The sequence below is a fragment of the Paenibacillus jilunlii genome (assembly GCF_900102965.1).
Classification (GTDB): Bacteria; Bacillota; Bacilli; order Paenibacillales; family Paenibacillaceae; genus Paenibacillus_AQ; species Paenibacillus_AQ jilunlii.
Genome location: NZ_FNGM01000001.1, coordinates 71,583 through 93,414 on the forward strand (window position 1 = coordinate 71,583; position 21,832 = coordinate 93,414).

Annotated in this window: 19 protein-coding genes, 2 tRNA genes and 1 pseudogene; 14 read left to right on the plus strand and 8 right to left on the minus strand. The window is 50.6% G+C overall.

Features of this window, described 5'->3' with window-relative positions:
* The first annotated feature begins 125 nt into the window (after positions 1–125).
* From pnpS to BLQ82_RS00355, 9 genes are all read left to right on the plus strand, one after another.
* Positions 126–1,919: a two-component system histidine kinase PnpS gene (gene pnpS / locus BLQ82_RS00315; RefSeq protein ID WP_062526288.1), complete on the plus strand. Its 1,794-nt coding sequence runs from the start codon at positions 126–128 to the stop codon at positions 1,917–1,919.
* A 237-nt stretch (positions 1,920–2,156) separates the two neighbouring features.
* Positions 2,157–2,885, plus strand: a complete 729-nt coding sequence (locus tag BLQ82_RS00320; RefSeq protein WP_025708182.1) for a response regulator transcription factor — start codon at positions 2,157–2,159, stop codon at positions 2,883–2,885.
* Between the two features lie 227 nt (positions 2,886–3,112).
* The gene (gene pstB / locus BLQ82_RS00325) at positions 3,113–3,868 is read left to right on the plus strand and encodes a phosphate ABC transporter ATP-binding protein PstB (protein ID WP_020427951.1); all 756 of its coding nucleotides are present in this window, start codon (positions 3,113–3,115) and stop codon (positions 3,866–3,868) included.
* 67 nt (positions 3,869–3,935) lie between these two features.
* Positions 3,936–4,595 (plus strand): phosphate signaling complex protein PhoU, encoded by a 660-nt coding sequence (gene phoU, locus BLQ82_RS00330; protein ID WP_060860332.1) that lies wholly within the window; start codon positions 3,936–3,938, stop codon positions 4,593–4,595.
* Positions 4,596–5,408: 813 nt separating this feature from the next.
* The gene (gene polA, locus BLQ82_RS00335; RefSeq protein WP_074647550.1) at positions 5,409–8,081 is read left to right on the plus strand and encodes a DNA polymerase I; all 2,673 of its coding nucleotides are present in this window, start codon (positions 5,409–5,411) and stop codon (positions 8,079–8,081) included.
* 51 nt (positions 8,082–8,132) lie between these two features.
* Positions 8,133–8,975, plus strand: a complete 843-nt coding sequence (mutM, locus tag BLQ82_RS00340) for a DNA-formamidopyrimidine glycosylase (protein ID WP_062526297.1) — start codon at positions 8,133–8,135, stop codon at positions 8,973–8,975.
* Positions 8,976–9,166: 191 nt separating this feature from the next.
* Positions 9,167–9,922, plus strand: a complete 756-nt coding sequence (locus BLQ82_RS00345; protein ID WP_062526304.1) for a manganese efflux pump — start codon at positions 9,167–9,169, stop codon at positions 9,920–9,922.
* A gap of 9 nt (positions 9,923–9,931) precedes the next feature.
* Entirely contained in the window at positions 9,932–10,528 is a 597-nt protein-coding gene (gene coaE / locus BLQ82_RS00350) for a dephospho-CoA kinase (RefSeq protein WP_062526306.1), read from the plus strand.
* Complete coding sequence (locus BLQ82_RS00355) at positions 10,525–11,088, plus strand: lytic transglycosylase domain-containing protein (RefSeq protein ID WP_062526313.1); 564 nt, start codon at positions 10,525–10,527, stop codon at positions 11,086–11,088. Before coaE ends, BLQ82_RS00355 begins: the two co-directional genes overlap by 4 nt.
* A 73-nt stretch (positions 11,089–11,161) precedes the next feature.
* Here BLQ82_RS00355 and BLQ82_RS00360 read toward each other — a convergent pair whose 3' ends face one another.
* Positions 11,162–11,380 carry an alpha/beta-type small acid-soluble spore protein gene (locus BLQ82_RS00360; protein ID WP_039839840.1) on the minus strand — a complete coding sequence of 73 codons (219 nt, stop codon included), beginning with the start codon at positions 11,378–11,380 and terminating at the stop codon, positions 11,162–11,164.
* Positions 11,381–11,546: 166 nt separating this feature from the next.
* On the opposite strand from BLQ82_RS00360, the gene nrdR reads away from it, so the two are divergent.
* From nrdR to BLQ82_RS00375, 3 genes are all read left to right on the plus strand, one after another.
* Positions 11,547–12,023, plus strand: a complete 477-nt coding sequence (gene nrdR, locus BLQ82_RS00365) for a transcriptional regulator NrdR (protein ID WP_025703498.1) — start codon at positions 11,547–11,549, stop codon at positions 12,021–12,023.
* A gap of 588 nt (positions 12,024–12,611) precedes the next feature.
* Positions 12,612–12,687, plus strand: a tRNA-Ala gene (locus BLQ82_RS00370).
* A 12-nt stretch (positions 12,688–12,699) separates the two neighbouring features.
* Positions 12,700–12,772: transfer RNA gene (locus tag BLQ82_RS00375), tRNA-Lys, on the plus strand.
* Between the two features lie 240 nt (positions 12,773–13,012).
* Here the strand turns inward: BLQ82_RS00375 and BLQ82_RS32475 are convergent.
* A pseudogene (locus BLQ82_RS32475) lies at positions 13,013–13,344 on the minus strand (transcriptional regulator); the annotation flags it as partial.
* A 605-nt stretch (positions 13,345–13,949) separates the two neighbouring features.
* Here BLQ82_RS32475 and BLQ82_RS00385 point away from each other — a divergent pair.
* Together BLQ82_RS00385 and BLQ82_RS00390 are read left to right on the plus strand one after the other, a co-directional pair.
* The gene (locus BLQ82_RS00385) at positions 13,950–14,633 is read left to right on the plus strand and encodes a zinc-dependent alcohol dehydrogenase family protein (RefSeq protein WP_341874767.1); all 684 of its coding nucleotides are present in this window, start codon (positions 13,950–13,952) and stop codon (positions 14,631–14,633) included.
* 126 nt (positions 14,634–14,759) lie between these two features.
* Positions 14,760–15,548, plus strand: a complete 789-nt coding sequence (locus BLQ82_RS00390; RefSeq protein WP_062526317.1) for an SDR family oxidoreductase — start codon at positions 14,760–14,762, stop codon at positions 15,546–15,548.
* A gap of 249 nt (positions 15,549–15,797) precedes the next feature.
* Here the strand turns inward: BLQ82_RS00390 and BLQ82_RS00395 are convergent, their stop codons facing one another.
* The 6 genes from BLQ82_RS00395 to BLQ82_RS00420 form a co-directional block, all read right to left on the minus strand.
* The gene (locus tag BLQ82_RS00395) at positions 15,798–17,105 is read right to left on the minus strand and encodes a TerD family protein (protein WP_062526320.1); all 1,308 of its coding nucleotides are present in this window, start codon (positions 17,103–17,105) and stop codon (positions 15,798–15,800) included.
* Positions 17,106–17,160: 55 nt separating this feature from the next.
* Positions 17,161–17,721: a hypothetical protein gene (locus BLQ82_RS00400; RefSeq protein WP_062526321.1), complete on the minus strand. Its 561-nt coding sequence runs from the start codon at positions 17,719–17,721 to the stop codon at positions 17,161–17,163.
* A 184-nt stretch (positions 17,722–17,905) separates the two neighbouring features.
* On the minus strand, positions 17,906–18,907 hold the full coding sequence (locus BLQ82_RS00405; RefSeq protein ID WP_062526323.1) for an ABC transporter ATP-binding protein: 1,002 nt from the start codon (positions 18,905–18,907) through the stop codon (positions 17,906–17,908).
* Positions 18,907–19,689: an ABC transporter permease gene (locus BLQ82_RS00410; protein ID WP_062526325.1), complete on the minus strand. Its 783-nt coding sequence runs from the start codon at positions 19,687–19,689 to the stop codon at positions 18,907–18,909. The genes BLQ82_RS00405 and BLQ82_RS00410 overlap by 1 nt, the downstream gene beginning before the upstream one ends.
* 28 nt (positions 19,690–19,717) lie before the next feature.
* The gene (locus BLQ82_RS00415) at positions 19,718–20,536 is read right to left on the minus strand and encodes an ABC transporter permease (protein ID WP_062526327.1); all 819 of its coding nucleotides are present in this window, start codon (positions 20,534–20,536) and stop codon (positions 19,718–19,720) included.
* Positions 20,536–21,729 (minus strand): serine hydrolase domain-containing protein, encoded by a 1,194-nt coding sequence (locus BLQ82_RS00420; protein ID WP_062526329.1) that lies wholly within the window; start codon positions 21,727–21,729, stop codon positions 20,536–20,538. The genes BLQ82_RS00415 and BLQ82_RS00420 overlap by 1 nt, the downstream gene beginning before the upstream one ends.
* Between the last annotated feature and the right edge of the window lie 103 nt (positions 21,730–21,832).

Consider the following 21,832-nt stretch of genomic DNA (forward strand, 5'->3'; position numbering starts at 1 on the left):
AAGCCGGCGCATTGGCATCCCCCCATTTTACACTGCGTTGATAATTGCTGCGGGAACTGGTATTTTGGCGGAAATGAAGGTAGGATGTTCTCAAGGACACATTGACGAGAAAGAGGATACATCCCATGAGACCGTTTCGCATTCGTCTTACATTCATACTAATGGCCCTGATTGGCATATCCATGATCGGTGCCGGGATCACCATGGCCAAGCTGTTTAAGGATTCGCATATTTCCGCGCTGGAAGAGAACATGTCCCGGGAAATAAAACTGCTCTCCGGTACCTTTCAGTTTACAGACACGGACAGTCCGGGTGCAGTCAGCTACTATACGGAGCAGGCAGAACACATTGCCAAGCTAACCAATTCACGGATTACTTTTATTACTAAGGATGGTAAGGTCATCGGCGACTCCGAGAAAAATCCGCTGGAGATGGACAACCATTCCACCCGCGAGGAGGAAGTGCTGGCAGCAAAAGAGGGGATCGGCCGTGCGATCCGGTACAGTGACACCCTTAACCGTGAGATGCTGTATGTAGCCGGTGCCGTTGTTTCCGATCAGGGCTTTGATGGTTATATCCGTCTTTCCATGGCCCTGGATGCGGTCACCGAGGGCTTGAACCGGGCCTGGATGATTATGGCGGGGGGACTGGTGCTGCTGTTCATTGCAGCTACCTTTGTGAGCTACAAGGTTGCCTCCAGCATGACCTCTCCGCTTGAGCAGATTACACGGGTAGCCCGGAGAATTACAGATCTGGACTATGATGCCAGAGTTCCAATGAACCGCAGGGATGAAATCGGGCAGCTTGCAACCGCCATTAATGCTATGGCCGACAGCCTGCAAGCCCAGCTCAAGACGATACGTGACAACGAAGACCTCCTGCAGAGCGTGCTGGATAATATGACAGGCGGCATTGTGATGATTAATGCAGAAGGTGAGATTGCGCTTTTGAACCGGGCTGCGGAGCGGCTGCTGGATGTGAAGAACAGCGAGATGGCCGGCCACTCCTTCAAGGAGCTGAAGCATCACTATGAGCTGACCCGTTTGATTGAGGAAGGGGTTTCCCGCAATGAGGCGGTTCATGAAGAGCGTAGTATCTATAACCCCACCGAACGGATCGTGCGGCTGGACGGGGTGCCCATGATCCAGGACGGCTCTAACCGGGGGATGCTGTTTCTGCTGCAGGAGGTGACGGAAATCCGCCGTCTGGAGAAAATGCGCAGCGAGTTTGTAGCCAACGTCTCCCATGAGCTGAAGACTCCAGTCGCTGCCGTCAAGGGCTTTGCGGAGACGCTGCTTGGGGGCGGGGTCAAGGATGAGAAGACTGCCCGCTCTTTTCTGCAGATTATTTATGATGAGAATGAGCGGCTGAACCGGCTGATTGGTGACATTCTGGAGTTATCCAAAATAGAATCCAAACGGGCGCAGCTTGAATGCTCACCTGTCCATCTCATTGAGTTCTTCGATTCTCTGCTGGAAACGCTCAGCAAGGTAGCTGAGAAGAAAAATATCAGCCTGAACGCAACAGTTCCCGAAGAGCTTTTCATGGAGGGGGATGAGGACAAGCTGCGCCAGATTTTCATTAATCTGATCTCCAATGCCATCAATTACACCCAGGATGGCGGAAGTGTGAATGTCAACGTGGTGAACGGCCAGAAGGCTGATGGTACGGAGACAGTCATTTTTACCGTCAGAGACACCGGCATGGGGATTCCGCGCAAGGACCTGCCGCGGATCTTTGAGAGATTCTACCGGGTGGACAAAGCCAGGTCGAGAAGCTCCGGCGGAACCGGGCTCGGACTGTCGATCGTCAAACACCTGGTCGAACTGCATCACGGCTCGATTTCAGTAGAAAGCGACCTGGGAATCGGCAGCTCCTTTATCCTGGAGCTTCCTCTCCTGCAGGAAGGTTCACACTGAGCTTACAGGATTTATTTGAAAGTTCGGAGCAACATATACCTTTTAGACGGATTGCCAGCTAAGGTCTGAAGCGCTAGTATTATTGTGGACGATTTATGTTCAATCTATATAGTATTAGTGTAGAAAACCGGAAAAATCATGAAACCTTAGTTATTTTACACCGGGTTAACATTCCGGTGATATGATGAGCTTGCCTGCAGTTTTGTAAAATTGAAAACATAGAAGACGGGGGAAACTATGGCACAACGATTGCTTGTCATTGAAGACGAACCGACACTGTCCCGGCTGCTGTCGTATAACTTGACGCAGGAAGGCTACGAAGTCACAGTGGAGGATCATGGAACGGCAGGGTATGACCGTGCGGCTAGAGAACCTTTTGACTTAATCGTACTGGATTTGATGCTGCCGGGGATGAACGGGATTGATATTCTGGATAAGCTGCGCGGCCAGGGCATCCGGACACCTGTAATTGTGCTGACCGCCAAAAATGCCGAAGAGGATGTGGTCAGAGGGCTGAAATCAGGTGCCGATGATTACATAACCAAGCCCTTTGGCGTATCGGAGCTGCTTGCCCGTGTCAGTGCGGTACTGCGGCGGATTTCCGGCCTCGCCGAAGAAGTCCAGCCGGAAACCGCAGTATCCGCTTCAACGATTATCCTGGGACAGCTGGAGATCTATCCCGAGCGGTATGAGGTCTCGCTGGGCGGACAGAGCATCAACCTGCGGCCCAAGGAATTTGAGGTTCTGCTGTATCTGGCCCGCAAGCCGGGGGTGGTGCTGACGCGTGATGATCTGATGAATGCTGTCTGGGGCTTCGACTACATCGGCGGGCAGCGTACAGTGGATGTGCATGTCAGCTCCCTGCGCAAAAAGCTGGAACTGGACCCGGAATCGGTGCATATCGATTCCATTCGCGGCGTAGGCTATAAACTCGTAGTGAACAAAAAAAGAACGCCAGTCATTTAGGATGACGGCGTTTTTTTCGAAAAATAAGCATTTATCTGCTTGGACGCAATCAATGGTCCTTAATTTCTCGCTGGTACGGTACCGTCCTTTAAAAGGACGGCGAAGCCGTTTCTGCTTATTAAACCTGACATGTGATTTTACACAGCGTTAACAATTCTCTTCAACTGCATTTACACTGAAAGCTTATCATGGGGTACGAAGATGATGAGAAGGAGACGCAAAAACTAATGAAATCCATCATTGACATAGAGAAGCTAGATCTCTACTATGAGTCATTTCACGCGCTGAAAAGCGTAGACCTGCAAGTGCCGGAGAAACAGGTAACTGCTTTTATCGGACCCTCCGGCTGCGGAAAGTCCACTTTGCTGCGCACGCTTAACCGGATGAACGACATGATCCCGGGTACACGGATTGAAGGAAAAGTCAACATTGGCGGCAAAAATATTTACAGCGATGAGGTAGAAGTGGAAAGCCTGCGCAAGCAGGTGGGCATGGTGTTTCAGCAGCCGAATCCATTCCCCAAATCGATCTATGACAATGTGGCTTACGGGCCACGCCTGCACGGAATCCGCGGCAAAGCCGAGCTGGATGTGCTGGTAGAACAAAGCCTGCGCCAATCCGCCCTGTGGGAGGAAGTCAAGGATTTTCTGAAGAAATCCGCACTCAGCCTGTCAGGCGGGCAGCAGCAGCGTCTTTGTATTGCCCGTGCGCTCGCGGTTCAGCCGGATATTCTGCTGATGGACGAAGCGACTTCTGCGCTCGATCCGGTTTCCACACTCAAAATCGAGGAACTGGTGCAGGAATTGCGGGACAAGTATACGATTGTTATGGTCACACATAATATGCATCAGGCCGCACGGGTGTCGGGCCGCACAGTATTTTTCCTGAACGGTGTAATTGTGGAGGCTGCGGATACCGAAATGCTGTTCTCGAATCCCAAGGACTCCCGCACCGAGGACTATATATCAGGACGCTTCGGCTGATCGGGGAGCAGAATGCTCCTGGGAATGACAAGCTGACCATATGTTTTTGAGGAGGAACGCTTTTATCATGATTCGCAGAAAAGAATTCGATAAAGATTTGGAAGAGCTGCGCAGCCTGCTGCAGCAGATGGGCGAGCATGTGACGGATGCGCTGGAAGGCGCGATACTGGCTCTGCAGACCCTGGATACTGCCCGTGCACAGGAGATTGTGAAAGCGGATTTGCGGCTGAATGCCATGGAAGACAGAATCATGGAAATTGGCTCGCGGCTTATTATCACCCAGCAGCCGGTAGCGAAGGACCTGCGCCGCATCATTGTTGCCTTCAAAATATCCAGCGATCTGGAACGTATGGGCGACCTGGCGCTTGATGTGGCGAAGGTCACTATGCGCGTCCAGGGTCAGCAGCTCATTAAACCGCTTGTGGATATTCCGCGTATGGCAGAAGTGGTAACCGGAATGATAACGGAAGCGATCCAGTCCTATTTGGATGAGAATACCGATCTGGCCTACAAAATGGCTCAGGACGACGACCAGGTCGATCATTTGTATAGCGGCATGATTAATGAGCTGTACGCTTTTATGGTTGAAAAACCGGAGTCCCTGAATCAGGCCATGCTGCTGACGCTGGTCGGCCGTTATATCGAACGGATAGCCGATCATGCCACTAACATTGGTGAGAGTGTAGTCTACCTGGTAACCGGCAAACGTCCTGATCTGAATCAATAGCAGACTCTTTAGCCCGGTTTCCGCATCATTGTGCAATCAAGCCGGACATATTGCCTTGTTCAATGCAAAGAGCAAGCTTTCTATTATGGAGGCTTGCTTTTTGTATTTTATGGGTAATTATGCAATACCCAACCATGTGGATATCTTGGACGTTTTCTCCGCAAGCGATAGTTGGAAAAAGGGAACTTATTTTGTGGAAATTTAAAAATATTGAGATTTAAGTGGAAAAAGGAAACTTAATTGGGCCATACTACCTCGTCAGGAGCGAAAGGGGCTAAATTAGTGATCCTTATTCCACTTAACGTCCGGAGAATGGGGTGCACGAGCCGAGCAAATTAGTGCCCCTTTTTCCACTTGGAGTTGCCGTAGGGTTCATGGGGAGTCGTTCTCCAGGAAACGCTAGATAAATTGAACTTTAGAATTGTGGCAGGATGACTGGAGAATACCTGGTGAGCCAAGGGTTTTGCCATAAAAATTAAGTTAAATTCTTAAGCTCACTCCATATAGACGGAGGTCTAAGACGGATGCACGGTCCAGTGAAGGACGGCGCAGCCCGTTTGTTCAAATATAAGCGAATTTATATGCTTCGCGCTATAAATTATCCTTCTATTTCTCGCTGAAACGGTTACCGTCCTTATAAGGACGGCGTAGCCGTTTCTTCTTGTGCAATTATTCTTTCCGGTTTATAGCTGGGAGCGGATGGACATCCTGCAATCAAACAAAATGCTGGGCAATAACGGCTTAGGCGTTTTTGCTTGAGCGGGGCATATGTTAAAATGTAAGGAGTATGCAATGTAAAGGCGAGGTGCTAAAGTGGACAAGTTAATTCTTATAGATGGCAATAACATTATTTACCGCGCATTTTTTGCAATGCCGCCGCTGACGAATACCGCAGGGCAGCAGACGAACGCAGTGTATGGATTTACGACTATGCTGCTGCGCTTAATTGAAGAGCATAAGCCTACCCATATGATTGTTGCGTTTGATGCGGGGAAGATCACGTTCCGGCATGAGGGTTATGAAGATTATAAAGGCGGCCGTCAAAAGACACCGCCTGAGCTCTCCGAGCAATTCCCGATGCTGAAGGAGCTGCTGCGGAATCTGGGTGTGCCGCAGTTTGAAATCGACGGCTACGAAGCCGACGATATTATCGGCAGCATCTCCCGCGAGGCGGACGAGGCCGGACGGCAGGTCATGATCGTGTCCGGGGACAAGGATATGCTGCAGCTGGCTTCAGAGCATACGACGGTGGCCTTGGTGCGCAAAGGGGTTACCGAAGTTGAAATGTACGGGCCTCAGCAGATCCGCGACAAGTATGATCTGACACCGCAGCAGATCATCGACCTTAAAGGTCTGATGGGCGATGCCAGCGACAATATCCCCGGTGTACCGGGTGTAGGTGAGAAAACAGCGCTGAAGCTGCTGCAGCAGTTCGGGTCGGTGGAGGGCGTATTAGCCGGAACGGACGAACTGAAGGGGAAGATGAAGGAGAAGCTGGAGGAGCATGCCGACAGTGCCATCATGAGCAAGAAGCTGGCGACGATATACCGTGAGGTTCCGCTGGAACATGCCTGGGAGGATATGGTCTTCACCGGAATCCGCAGCGATACCGCCGGCCCGGCGCTGGCCAAGCTGGAATTCAAATCCCTGCTGGAACGCCTGTCGCTGAGCGCGTATGCTCCTTCTGGCGGGAACAGCGATGAGGGCGCCGAAGCCGTGGAGGCTGCTGTGCTGGACATCACCATTGTCCGCGAAGCAGAGCTGCCGGACCTGATTGCCGCTTTGCCGGGCATTTCTGCGCTGCATGTCGAGTCTAACGGCGAGAATCCGCACCGTGCCGAAGTGATCGGCATAGGCCTGTCTTCTCCAGAGCGGCATTACTTCGTGCCGTTTGAGCTGCTTAAGCGTCCTGCAGCGGCTAAACTGCGGGATTGGCTGGGAGATGAGAAGGCGCCGAAAAGCGGGTATGATCTGCACCGTGCAGACCTGGCGCTGCACTGGCAGGGGATTGCTTTTGCCGGAGCGGCGAATGACGTTCAACTGGCTGCTTATCTGCTGGACCCGACGGAAGCCAACCAGAATCTGTACGACCTTACAGCCAAATATGGCCTGCCCCGCTTGTCTCCGGATGAAGAGGTGTTCGGCAAAGGCGCCAAATATAAAATACCTGAGCTTGAAATTCTGGGCAATCATATCGCCCGCAAAAGCGCCGCCGTGCTTGGCATCGTACAGAAGCAGCAGCAGGAATTGACAGACACGGATATGACCGGCCTGTTCGTTGATCTGGAAATGCCGCTGTCGCGCATTCTGGCCGATATGGAGAAGCAGGGAATTGCCGTGAATAAAGAGGATCTGATCGACCTCGGCAAGGAATTTGAAGCGCAGATTTCCAAGCTTGTGGCTGATATTTATGCGATTTGCGGCACCGAGTTCAACCTCAACTCTCCGAAGCAGCTGGGGGAAATCCTGTTCGTGAAGCTGGGACTTCCTGTTGTCAAAAAGACCAAAACAGGCTATTCCACAGACGCCGAGGTGCTGGAGAAGCTGGCTCCTTACCATGATGCGGTCAGATTGATTCTGCAATACCGCACTATTGCTAAACTTCAGTCGACCTACGTGGAAGGCCTGCTCAAGGAAATTTCCCCGGATACCGGAAAGGTGCATACGTTCTACCGCCAGACCATTGCGGCAACCGGACGTCTCAGCAGCCAGTTTCCGAATTTGCAGAATATTCCGATCCGGCTGGAGGAAGGCCGCAAAATCCGCAAAATTTTTGTACCCTCCGAGCCCGGCTGGTCGATTCTGGCAGCGGATTATTCGCAGATCGAACTGCGGGTGCTGGCGCATATTTCCGGAGATGAGCGGATGAAGGAAGCTTTTGTGGAGGATATGGATATTCATACGAAGACAGCGATGGATGTATTCGGAGTCAGCGCCGATCAAGTGGACAGCAACATGCGCCGTTCTGCCAAAGCGGTCAACTTCGGGATTGTGTACGGCATCAGTGATTACGGCCTGTCGCAGAACCTGAATATTTCGCGCAAGGAAGCTTCGCAGTTCATTGAGCAGTATTTCGAAGTGTTCAAGGGAGTGCGCCGCTATATGGATGAGATTGTGGTAGAAGCACGGAAGCAGGGCTATGTCACTACACTGCTGGAGCGCCGCCGGTATTTGCCGGAGATCAACGCGAAGAACTTCAATTTGCGCTCTTTTGCCGAGCGTACAGCCATGAATACCCCGATCCAGGGAACGGCAGCGGATATTATTAAGCTGGCTATGGTCCACATGGACAAGGCGCTGTACGAACGCGGACTGAGAAGCCGGATGCTGCTGCAGGTGCACGATGAGCTGGTATTCGAGGTGCCGGAAGATGAGCTGGAGCTGATGAAAACACTGCTGCCTGAGGTGATGGCAGGGGCTTTGAAGCTCTCTGTGCCGCTTAAGGCGGAGGTAAGTTATGGAAGCAACTGGTATGAAGCGAAATAGGCTCCCCGCAAGGAGGGCATATCCGGTATAATGGAGAGGAGGTGAGCCATAATGCCGGAATTACCGGAAGTAGAAACCGTCAAAAGAACACTTAATGCCTTGATTACAGGCAAGCAGATACAGAACGTCACCGTCCGGCTGCCGCGGATTATTCAGCGCCCGGATGATATTCAGGCTTTTGCCAACATGCTGGCAGGCCATACAGTAGTGCAAGTGGAACGAAGAGGGAAGTTTTTACGGTTTGTGCTGGATGGTCTGGTTATGGTGTCCCATCTGCGGATGGAAGGCCGCTACGGTCTTTATCCGGGAGGGGAGCCGCTGGACAAGCATACCCATGTCATCTTTCATTTTACCGACGGCACGGAGCTGCGGTACACGGATGTGCGCCAGTTCGGCACCATGCATCTGTTCCAGCCGGGAGAGGACCTGCTGCTGCCGCCGCTGAAGAAGCTGGGGGAGGAGCCGCTAGCCCCTTCTTTTACACCGGAACGGTTCAAGGAAATTGTCTCGGGAAAAAGCACCAAAATCAAACCGCTGCTGCTCAATCAGGAATATGTCGTCGGCATCGGCAATATTTATGTGGATGAGGCATTGCACCGCGCCCGCATTCATCCGGAGACAGGCGCCAAAGCGCTTACCGGCAGTCAGCTGGATGTGCTGCATCATGCAATTGTCGCAACCTTGACAGAGGCTGTAAATGCAGGAGGCTCCTCCGTCAAATCGTATGTCAACGGCCAGGGAGAGAGCGGAAGCTACCAGCATCAGCTGCTTATTTACGGACGCAAGGACCAGCCTTGTGCGAGCTGTGGAACACTGATCGAGAAGACTGTGGTGGGAGGCAGAGGCACGCATTATTGTCCTAGCTGCCAGCCGCAAGCCGGGATCCGCAAGTAAGCGTTACATCGTAAGATATGGCACTGCAGAATTGCCGGAAATACGTTAAGGTTGTCCATGCAGCTATAAAAGTCAGGCACTCACTGCCCGTCCCGCCCATATACTGTGTGAAGAATGCTGATTAGAGCGAACGGAGCCTTGCCCTGGAGCCATCCAGGCGGGCTGCCGGTTCTTCACGGGAGGGATTGCGGGTGCTCAGCCCATTTTTTTCACTACTGCTGCTGGCGTTTGCCCTAAGTTTGGACGGATTTGGTGTTGGTATTACATATGGGCTGCGAAAAATGAAAATTCCGCTGCTCTCGATCCTGATTATCTCGCTGTGCTCGGGGATCGTTATTTATGTCTCGATGCAGGTCGGTGTGCTGCTGGCCAAGGTGGTTTCTCCGCATGCCGCTTCCAGTATTGGAGCGGTTATTCTCGTCTTGATGGGCTGCTGGTCCTTATTCCAGATGCTTACGCAGAAGGAAAAAGAGCATGACGGTGAGAGCCCCGGTGCAGAGCACGGGCGGGCTGATCATGAAGCCCGGCTGGAAACAGCGGCCGCTTCTTCCGGGAGTGCTGCGGCGGCTGAACTCCCCCGGGCGGAAGAGGGGGAATCTCCAAAGTCAGCGGTTTTCTCGCTGGAGCTGCGGCATCTGGGTGTAGTCATCCAGATTCTCCGTACCCCTTCTTCCGCTGATATGGACGCTTCCGGCAGTATCTCCTCGGCAGAGGCGATGGTGCTCGGGATTGCGCTGTCGCTGGATGCGTTCGGCGCGGGACTTGGGGCAGCCCTGCTCGGGTTCAGTCCGGTGTCTACATCGCTGATGATTGCCCTTTTCAGCGGCACCTTCTTGCTGTTGGGAATGAAGACGGGACTGAAGCTGTCAGGAAGCTACTGGATGAAGCATGCCGCTGCACTGCCTGCGTTATTATTAATCGCAATGGGAATAATGAAGCTATTATGAGGTGAGTACATGATTATGGGCTTAACTGGAGGCATTGCCTCCGGAAAAAGCACCGTATCCGCAATGTTTGTGGATAAGGGAGCAGTGCTGGTGGATGCGGATGTCATTGCCAGAGAAGTAATGCTCCCCGGTCACCCGGTGCTGGCCGCTGCCGTCCAGCAGTTCGGAGAAGGCATCCTGCTGCCGGATGGCACACTGAACCGGGCCAGGCTTGGAGAGATCGTTTTTAATCATTCTGAAGCCCGGCAGAAGCTGAATGATCTGACCCATCCGGCGATCCGCCGGGAAATCAAGAACCGTATGTATGCTTTAGAGCAGGAAGACCCGGAGCGTTTGACCCTTGTAGATATTCCACTGCTGTATGAATCTGAACTGGACAATCTGTTTCAGGAGATCATAGTAGTCTATGTTCCCCGTGAGCTGCAGCTGGCCCGCCTGATGGAACGTAGCGGCCTGACGCATGAGCAGGCTGAAGGCAGACTGCAGGCCCAGATGGATATTGAGCTGAAGCGCAGCAGGGCCAACTATATCATTGACAACAGCCGTGATCTGGCTTATGCGAAGCAGCAGGTTGATGTGCTGTGGGACAGGCTGGGTCTGTTATGAAATGGCTGCGTAAAAAAAGGGTGCTGCTCCTGCTGTTTATTGGTTTTACGGCCGTTCTATTCTTGAGTACGAACTGGATGTCCTGGTTTTATCCCATTTACTATAAAAATGAAATTCGCAAGCACAGCACCACCTATGAGATAGACCCGTTCCTTGTGGCGGCGATCATCCGGGTGGAGACGAACTTCAAAACCGGCCGTGAGTCCAAAAAGGGAGCACTCGGCCTGATGCAGCTGATGCCGGATACCGCCAAGTGGGCGCTTGAAAAGGCCAAGCTGCCGGATGTATCCCTGGAGAGGCTGAAGGAAGAGCCTTCGGCCAACATCGAGTTGGGCACCTGGTATCTGTCCTCCCTGTCCCGGAAGTTCGAGGGCAACCGCATAGCAGTTATTGCTGCTTACAACGCGGGTCCGGGGAAGGTGCAGCGCTGGCTGGATGAAGGTGACTGGGACGGCACCGAGGCTGCGGTGAAGAATATCCCGATCGGCGAGACTCGTCACTATGTGCAGCGTGTGATTTATTATTACGACCAATATTCGGAAATCTATAATGAGTTTTAACCTGTATGTAAAAAGAAGTATTAAACAGTCCGAAGACCGTTCAATACTTCTTAGGCAAGCTTATGGGGACAGGTTATCTGAACTGACCTGCCAGTGATTGTTCAGCCAGAGTTACAAGACGTTTGGTGATGAAACCACCGATCGAACCGTTTTCGTAAGAAGTTTTATTGCCTTGGTATCCGTCTGGGGAGAGGGTAATACCGAGTTCTTGGGCAACTTCAAATTTCAGTTGTTCCAAGGCACCGCGTGCGTTCGGAGCTACAAGGTTATTGGAGCTGTTGTTTTGGCTCATTGCTGTTCACCTCCTATCGGTTGGTAACAGTATTATGTGCTGGACATGCCATCTTCATAACAACAAAAAAACGGTGATTTATGGAAATTAGAATGAACCTCTTCAGGCGCCGGACACCTGCCGGGCCGGGAAGGTACCTATATTGCAAAAGGAAGTGATTATGCTTATGAAATGCCCTTACTGCGATCACACCAATACCAAAGTGCTTGACTCGCGTCCGGCCAACGAGAATAAGTCAATCCGCCGCAGGCGGGAATGCGAATCATGCAGCCGGCGGTTTACAACCTTTGAGATGATCGAAGAAACGCCGCTGATCGTGATCAAAAAAGGCGGCAGCCGCGAGGAATTCAGCCGCGACAAAATTCTGCGCGGCCTTATCCGCGCCTGTGAAAAACGTCCCGTCTCCGTCGAACGCCTGGAGGTCATCGTCTCCGAGGTCGAGAAATCTTTGCGCGGCATCGCCTTAGCCGAAGTGGAGAGCCGCCAGATCGGCGAGCTGGTCATGGAACAGCTGTACCCAGTGGATGAAGTCGCTTACGTCCGCTTCGCCTCCGTCTACCGCCAGTTCAAGGACATTAACATGTTCATGAAGGAACTGAAGGGCCTGCTGTCCAAGGGCACAGGGGAGCTGGAGGGATTGTAGGGGCGTGACATATGCAACAAGTGATTTACGGGTCAATGAAGGATTCCTGCAAGCGGTCTACGGGTTCCTATGGGGGATCATCCAGCGGACATGCCTCTCCGTAGGATACAGGCTGTGTATGCTTTGTTACTAAAAGAATAAGCTGCCGCTATCCTGGGCGGCTTATTGCCAGTATCGGAGCAGCGAGTGGAAATAAGTGAGTAGTTCAAAGCTAAGTGGAAATAGTATAACTAATTCGCCCAATTTGTTGCGTTTGCGGAGATTAGTGGGATTTTGTACACCTAATTCATGCATATTCATCCGAAACGACCGTTTTTATCAGAATTAGTGGTACTTTTTCCCACATAGGATAATCCATAAGCCGAATGGGCTCGATTAGTTATACTTTTTCCACTTCAGTCATAGACAAAGTTAAGCCGAAGGAACCAATCATCGCCTCAATAACTTTTTTAATAAAAGTGTTGACATAGATCCCGATATTTTATATTATATAGAAGTCGCCTACGAAACATTAATCAACTAAGCGGCATAAATGTTACTCCTTAAGTCAGTTTTTAGAATACATATTGTAGTTCTAAAACGGGTCATGGGGCCATAGCTCAGCTGGGAGAGCGCATCGCTGGCAGCGATGAGGTCAGGGGTTCGATCCCCCTTGGCTCCACCAATAACATCATATGGACTCTTAGCTCAGTTGGTAGAGCAGTTGACTCTTAATCAATTGGTCCAGGGTTCGAGTCCCTGAGAGTCCATCACAGAAGAAACGGCAGAGATGCCGTTTTTTTGCTGTTTCGGGATGCGGGAGGAATAAGCGGGGAGCGGAGAGGGGGACTACACTGATCTGTTTGTGACTACAACGGAGAGGTGAAATGCCAACGCCAATTGCTAAAAGACACCTGCCGATACCGAATGCGAACGCCGACCACCAGATACGAGCGTCTGCCCGCTAACCCCAAAACCCAGCATCAGACTAACCACTACTTCCCGGAATTCCTTGCAGACTCCGCTTCCAGCCAAGTTAATGTAAAAGAAGAATCCGTCACGATGAATTTACCAATAAAAGCTAGGACAAAAAGCTAACATTGCTTGGACTCTCCACAATCGAAGGTTAAGCAATGGGTAAAGTGGTACAAACCATCCAGTGGAGCAAGCAATGCCGTCGGCATAAATCCTTGAACCTCCTGACATCAAGATCTCTGGCATGCGGTCCGTAGCCTTGAATTTCAATCCCGTCTTTCACACCTCCAGGCATATAAGTCAAATCCAGATAACGGTAGCCGTTATTGAAATCACGCACCTCTCATTCAGGAAACAGGTGGTCAAAACGCGAGGAATTGTATACAGTTGTCCTTCACTTGTCAATAAAACGATGGAGGTTAAAAGATCATATTGACTTTCTAAAATAGAGTGGATACAATGATGCCAATAGGAAACGTAGTTACCGATTTGTGGTAATTCTTAACTTTCATGAGAGAAGCAAATTACTTCCGAGCAACGGTAACGGTGTTTCTATAATATAACATAGTATCGAAAAGGAGAGCAGCACTATGAAAAATAAGGGGAAATAGGCGCTCGTCACGGGAGCTTGTTCCGGTATTGGAGAACAATTCGCGAGGCAATGGCGCAGTTGGCGCGATTCATTACACGAAAGCAAGGTCTTCGGCTTGTTGCAGGGCATGCTTCGTCCGCGCAAAGGCTCCAGTAAGAATAACAATCCGGGCAATCAATCCGATCTTGTAGGGAGGACAAATACAATGAAAGCTATACAATTGACAAACAATTTGGGTCTTGAGGAATTGACCCTCGTGGAACGCGACATCCCAACGCCAGGCGTTTATGAGGTGCTGATCCGCATGAGGGCAGCGTCTCTCAATTACCGGGATCTAATGGTCCTGAGCGGAGGTATTAAAAGAAAGTCTGGGAGGTCCATTGAACGGAGTAGCAGCAGAGTATGTCGTTTTACATGAAGATGGAGTGGTCCCTATTCCCGATCACCTTTCGTGGGAAGAGGCTGCAACCTTACCGATCGCGTCATTAACCGCATGGAGTATGCTGATTGAATACGGTGGTTTGCAAGCAGGCGATACCCTGCTGCTGCAGGGAACAGGCGGTGTTTCCATCTTCGGCCTTCAATTCTCTATTATGGCCGGAGCACGAGCGATCATCACATCGAGCAGCAACGCCAAGCTGGAACGGGCAAAAGCTCTCGGCGCATGGCAAACAATCAACTATTCCGAAGTTCCCGATTGGGATCAGAAGGTACTCGAGCTGACTGATGGCGGCGTCGATCATGTGCTGGATGTCGGAGGAGCCGCAACGATGGTGAAATCCATCAATGCGCTTCGTACAGGAGGGACCGTGAGTATGGTCGGGTTCTTATCCGGCTTGACCATTTCGGAATACGATGTTACCGGTATTTTGCAGAAAGCCGCAACCGTTCGCGGCAGTCAAGTCGGCAACAGGGATCACTTGGAAAAGATGAATCGAGCGATTGCCCATCATCGTTTACATCCCGTCATCGACCGTGTATTCCCTCTAGATCGAATTGGAGAAGCTTTCGCGCTCTTGGCTGAAGGAAAGCAATACTTTGGTAAAATCGTAGTCCAAATCTAAAATCTCTCAAAAATGACATAGGAGGCGCTTTAATACTCAATAAACCAGTTAACGGCACCTGAAGGCAGCAAGGTCCTTCATCGCGTGCTTTTAACAAAATAAGGTTGGAATCTGGGAGGGTGCGAAATGGATCTGGATAATTTGGAGCTATCTTGGAATGAGAAGGAGAGTCTGACCGGCAAAGTAGCCTTGGTGACAGGCGCTAGCAGTGGAATCGGGGCATCGATCGCCAGGAAACTGGTAAAGCGCGGCGCCCATGTGACGGTAGTGGCACGTCGACGGGACCGATTGGATGAGCTGGTTCAGGAATTGCATAAAGAAGGATTGTACGAGGTTATGGCGGTACCTGCTGATATACAAAAGGCTGAAACAGTACAGCATGTGGTCAATGAAACGATTAACCGCTGGGGCCGTCTTGATATTATTGTCGCCAATGCCGGATTCGGGTATCGAAGTCCTTTGGCAGAAGTAGATCTGGAAAGATGGGAGGAGCTGTACAAGACGAATGTACACGGTCTAATGTTGACGCTGCACTATGGGCTTCCGCCCATGCTGGGTCAGGGCAAGGGAGATGTCATCATCATCTCCTCCATTGCCGGCAAGGAAGTGATTGCCGGAGGAGGTCCATACAGCGCTACCAAATACGGCGTTAACGCCATAGCGTCTGCATTACGTTTGGAGACAATCAATCAGGGGATTCGCATTACGACGATTCAGCCCGGAGCGGTGGCAACGGAATTTTCTCAGGTGGCCGGGTATTCCGAGGATGAAATACGCGCGTTTGCTTCGAAAGTCCTGCCGTTGCATCCCGATGATGTTGCAGAGGCGGCACTCTATGCATTGGAGCAGCCGGAGCATGTCAGCATTCCGGAACTAACCATTATGCCTTCAAGGCAAGCCCAGCGGTTCAAATAAAACGACGTCTAAATAGTAATAAAAGATCCGTCCCAGATGTGGCAACGGATCTTTTGTTTTTCCTAGGGCAAGAGCGAACCCCTTTAGTGGTTCGGACTGCACGCAGCAATTTATATGGGATATTGTGTTACGTTAGCTTAGGCTAGTGTAATGAATGAGTCTTGTTAAGGGTTCATCGTAACATCGTATGGATCTTAGCTAAAGGGGGCGTTTCTGGGAAGCTCTTACTCATTCCATCTAAAGTGATCATTATTTGCTGCCGGCTTCCCATCTCAGATTCCAGTTATAATATTGATCCAATTCCTGGTGCCCGCCAAAATATTCCACGAGTCTCTCCACGCTGAAGGTCTCATCATTCTGATTACGGATCATGGCGATGGCACACATCCCTTTATTATTGTTATGCTCATCCAGCCGGACCTCGATCTCCGGTCCGCCCTGCTGCTTGATGGTTACAAGGGCGTCAGCCTCCGACCAGTTCGTGATTCCCTCATAGATAAAAGCAAAGATAACAATTCTGCTGATTTCCGAAAGATAATGGCCATTAATCCGCAGATTCTCGCCCGTGGCTATGGACCCGGTGCGGTCATCCCCGTCCAGGGAGATGTAAGGCGGCCTGTTCAAGCTTCCGAAGGATTCACCGAGTGCTTGGACAGAGCCTTTGATGCCATTTTTTAATTCAAACAGACAACCAAGATCAAGGTCGACACCTTTACTTCCGAACCAGCCCGATGATTTTTTCTGATACCAGTTGAGATTGATCAGGATCTCGCCCAGGGATTCCGTCCCTTTCTGGAGATTGATCTTCTCCCCGCGTTTTTTAAGCAGGATAGTATTGAGATTTAAAGGCGGGGCTAGAGGTGATGCAGGTGAAGAGGGGGGCACATCATTCGGCGTCTTAGGCCGTGGCCGCAGCTCTGGGAGAACAAAGGGGGGCTGCTGCGATTGAATTACCGGGTCAGCAGGTAGAACTGACGGCAGTATGTTATTGACCTTTATCCCGTAACTTTCGCATAGGGCGGCTAAGCCCCCTGCATATCCGGAACCCACAGCGCTGAATTTCCATTCATTATGGTATCTATAGATTTCTCCGGCGACAATGGCGGTCTCTATGGAAAAATCTTTACCCAGCCTGTAGCGGAGAAGTTCCGTTCCATCGGCAGCGTTGATGATCCGTAAATACATATCTTCCAATAGCGAGAAGTTTTGCAGCCGTTTCTCACCTTCATAAATCGTTAGTGCGAATGCAATCCGTTCATAATCTGCAGGTATTTGACTGAGCTCGACAGCGATTTGAGTGTTGTCGGTTAACCCTGTGTAGGCTCTTTTATCGGACTGCAATATCGCTACGGACTGGTTCGGAGTAGAAGGATTACCATAAAAAATAAGGTCTTCATCTTTAGAAACAGTCTGGGACGGTGTAAGCAAAAACACAGAAAAATCAACCTCAACCTCAGATCTTGTATTGTGCCAGCCCATTCCTACTATAATACGGGTAAGGAGAGGATTGTCTTTCGTTAAGTTGCATTTTTGTCCCTTTATTAGATCAAATGTCATTAGAACCAGCCTTTCAAAAGATTAGTAGAGCTCGGATCAATACCTGGGGAGATTATCATCTGCCGCGTCTTCCGGCGTCGAGATTTGGACCGTTCAGACTGGATAGCATATCCAAGGCATGTTCGTAAATACGGACAATATCCTGTACTTTTTGGAACTCCGGATCCGAGGGACCCAGATTGTCCATGAACATACGCTGGAGGATTTCTCTATAAAAGGAGATACGGCTTCCGACAAGACTACATTCGTAATCAATGACCTCTTCAACCGAATGCTGCTGAACAAATTCCATCAGGTCATCAGCCGGATTATCGGGAGACTCCCGCTCATTGCGTGCGGCAATCGGAGTGTTAACATTTTCGAGGTTGACGGTGGAACGTATATCGGTGAAGAGAATACCCTCTTTCGCCAGCATGACCTGAAAAGGCTTGTGCTTGAACAACTCTTGTACAACAAGAGCGCACATCGTCTGATTCCTCAGCAGGATACCGTCAAAGGGGTGAAGAACCCATCCCATGTCATCCCTGTACAGGCTGAACGTGAAGTACTCGCCTCCATATTCATATTTCAGATTAATCGTAGTCTCTGAAGTAAGCTCGTATTGAAATGCATCCATTCAAATTTGCGCCTCCCGCTTCTTCTTGTGATTCTATTAGCATAGCAGAATATGGGGAATCTTGGGAGAGCGGATTTTCAAAGAGCGCGAATGGGAAAAGTAATAGACCGCACCTTTTGGACTGGCGCGGTCTATTACTTTTTGTCATCCTTTCCTAAGCATGTGAACAGCACGAATCATATCGTTATCCGGACACCCCGCCCGCATTCTCATAAATATTCATAACCACCTGCTGGATCGGCAGTTCCTTGACCGAAATGTCGGAGAAGCGGTGCTTCCGGGAGATATCTTCTAGAAAATCGCTGACCGATATGTGAGCTGTGTCCACTTCAAGCGTAATCTGAAAGTCGGAGAGCCTATCGATTACCTTGGTATAGGCATTGTCGAAGACGGTGCCCTGCACGGACTCCGCAAAAGTAAAATTGACCCGTTTCTTCTCCCCCAGAAACAGCTTCAACTGCTGAAGGGAATCATCAAACACCTTCTCCCCATGGTTAATGACAATGACCCGGTGAGCAAGCTCCTCGACGTCCTCAAGATCATGGGTGGTCAGAATACACGTCATATTCTGCTTTTTATTCATCTGGCGGATGAATTCACGGATTTTGACCTTGGCGATCACATCAAGCCCGATGGTCGGCTCATCCAGGAACAAAATGTCCGGCCGGTGCAGCATAGCCATGACGAACTCACATTTCATGCGTTCGCCAAGGGACAGCACTCGTGTCGGCTTTTCGATCACATGTGCAATATCCAGCAGCTCCGTCAGCTCTTCCAGACGGCTTTTGAAATCCGGGTTGGCGATTCCGTAGATTGCCTTGTTCATATGGAAGCTGTCGATCGGCGGAATATCCCAGATTAGTTGGGATTTCTGGCCGAATACGGCTCCGATTTTGCCGACATAGCGCTTTCTGTCCCGGGCAGGCGAATAACCAAGAACTTGAATTTCACCGCTTGTCGGATACAACGCGCCGCAGAGCATTTTGATCGCCGTAGATTTCCCTGCACCATTGGGACCCAGAATGCCGCAGATCTCCCCCTGCCCAATGGCAAAGCTGATATCGTTGACTGCGTGGACCACGACTTCTTCGCGCTGGAAGAAGCTCTTGAAGGTCTGCCCCATACCTGCGCCACGCTTATAGGTTTTATATGTTTTGGTCAAATGCTGTACATCAATAACCGGCATCACCCGCCCACCCCCTCGTATAATCTGATCATATGCCGGTAAATCCATATGCCTGCCGCCAGAAATAAAAAGCAGGGCAGAATAGCCGCGTAATCGCTGGCATGCATCCGGCCAAGAAGAGCAGACGCAGGGAGGAAGCCCACCATTCCCACAGGAATGATCATCGTGGCCGCAGCCTGCACAGCCTTCGGAAAGATAGGCAGCGGATATTTTCCGATGTGAAGCACACTGTCAGCAAGCTCCGAAATTCTCGAATTGCCTACCCACTTGAAGGAAATAGCGGCCATCATAAGGGTTAATCCTGCCAGAACCGCGGTCCCTGCGATGAACATCCCGGCAAATTGCAGCCAGTACAATACCGGAATGGCGCCTACATGCATAGCGGAGAAGATAAAAAGCGAAACACCGCCCAGAAACAGTCCCGCACTATCGATTGAAAATGTAGTAGCAACAATAAAAAACAGCGGGTTCAGCGGTTTAAGAAGAATAACCTCGAAGCTTCCCTCTCGGACATGCGACATCGTGGTCCATAGAACGCCGCCGAAAATAAGACTCGAAAGCCCGTTGGACATGGTAAATACAGACTGGATCAACAACACCTCATACAAGCTCCAACCGGGAAAACTGGTACCTGCCCGGTAAATGAGCAGAGTTACCAACGGAAACAGAATGTTGCCGGCCAGCGTGATCAGACTGCTGACGATAAAATTCATGCGGTAGGCCGCAGCCGACTGCAAAGCGGAATACATACCCTGCTTGTAAACGTCCAGATACCGTTTCATGTAAAGAACTGTCCTTTCATGGGGTCTTTCACGCGCCGACAGCGGTAAACTGCTTCATGGCCAGACGGCGAACGAGCTCGTTAAATCCGAATGTCACCAACACTGCTATCGCCTGTATACCTACTGCTTGCCCAATGGAAAGCTCAAAGCCTCCAAGCGAATAATGGCCGGTAAACACCATAGCAGGCAGATAGGCTAAGTACTGAAACGGCAGGAAGAACTGGCTCATCTGAAGCCAGTGCGGAAAGAAGTCAAGCGGAATAAGCGCTCCCGAAAAAATACCCGACACCAGCATAAATGCGCTTCGAAGCCCGCCCGATTGGACAAGCCAAAAGGAAGTCAGGCCAATCGTGTAGTTCACATAAAAATTCATCAGAAAAGCAAGCAGCACCGACAGAATTGTCCATGGGAGGCTTGCCGGCCGCATATCGACTCCAAAAATAAAAATGAAGATCAAAAGGCAGGGCAAAAATTCAAACAGGAAGCCCAAAGACCGGTGTCCGATTTTCTGAAATAAAGCGAACGAACGGTGGTGAATCGGGCGCAAATGAAAGGTGAGGAATTTACCGGTGCGCACAAGCATGGACAAGTTCCAATCGGCAAAATCCATGGTCAGGTAACCGATAAGCGCAGTAGCACCGAAGTAGCGGATCATCTGGGGAAGCTCAATCCCGCCGAGCGAGGGATGATCTCCATATACTGCTGTCCAGATGAAATATTGCACCATAAAATATACAGGACCGACGATAATGGAAACCATGGAATGAGTGCGGTAAGCACTCCACTCTTTGTAGGTCACGTCCGCTACCGTCCGGCAAATAAGCCATTTTTGTTTAAAGCTGTTCATCAGATGAGCCCTGACCAAATGATATTGGTCACATTAAACAACGCCTCTGCGTACCAATTATCTTCGGTGAAAGGCACAAACCATACGGCGGCGAGCTGCTCTGTAGGGTCGATGGCCATGCAGCAGGCTCCTGCGCCTTCATGAAAATAGCTGGTGTCTGAATAGAGGAAGGCAGGGCCTCTTCTCATATCCAGTCCAATGCCGTAGCTCCGGTCGCTGACATCGTTACCCCAGCAGTAATCGGGAACCCCGTATAGGGTGCGTGTCGTGATTTTCTCGACCGCTTTGCGGCCAATAATGCGCGTATCATGCAGTGTTCCCATGCCCAGGAGCATGTTGGCGAACCGGATGAGGTCGGCTGGCGTAGAGGCCAGGCCTCCACCGGTGCTGGAGACTGTATCCCACAGCTTCTCCATCTGCGAGTCTTCAGGCTGTTTACCGTTAATTAGATCGTTCAGCCGCTTCTCATGCCTCTCGTTTCTTATAATGGCGCGTCTGGCTAGCTCCGGAGTCAGCCCCCACACGGTATCCTTCATGCCAAGAGGCTTCAGGATTTGCTCTTCTATGTACTGCTCAGCAGTTACGCCGGTCACCTTTTTAATAATTTCTCCGAGCAGGCAGAAGCCGAATGAGCAGTACTGCCATTCCTCGCCGACTTTTTTATTGACCCCGCAGCTCAGCGCGGCTGTGATCCAGTCCGGATCCCCACTCTCAGGGTTATACTTTTCGAAATATTCACCGATTAATTGCCAATAAGATTTATGATAGGGAATTAAGCTGCCCGCACAGTCGGGAAACATACCCGAGGTATGGGTCAGAAGGCTGTAGATATCGATTTTGTTAAAAGGGTCCACGTTAAACTGCTCCAGGAACGTGCTGACAGGAAGGTCAAACCGGAGAATACCGTCCTCAACAAGCTTGGCGATTGCTACTGAGGTAACGGCTTTGGTAATGGACGCGATATTATGAAGGGTTGTCGGTAAAAGCGGGTCCGCCCTGTCTTCCCGGAAAGAAAGCGGTCCGATAGCACCGTGCATAAATGTCTTTCCATACCTGGAAACGCAGTAGGATGCGGCCTGGATCTTTTTTTGATCGATCAGGGTCTGGAAATGGGCATTCAAAACCTCAATTCTTGAAGTGTCATAACCCGCCTCTGCTGGTGAACAGTCGGTAACTCCTGGTGTATACAGCATGAAATATATGCCTCCTTATAAATATTTACGCCATGCAAGGCTAACCACTTTATCTAAGCGCTTTCAAAATGACTCGCTTATTCGGGCCTTCTTATGACAATGG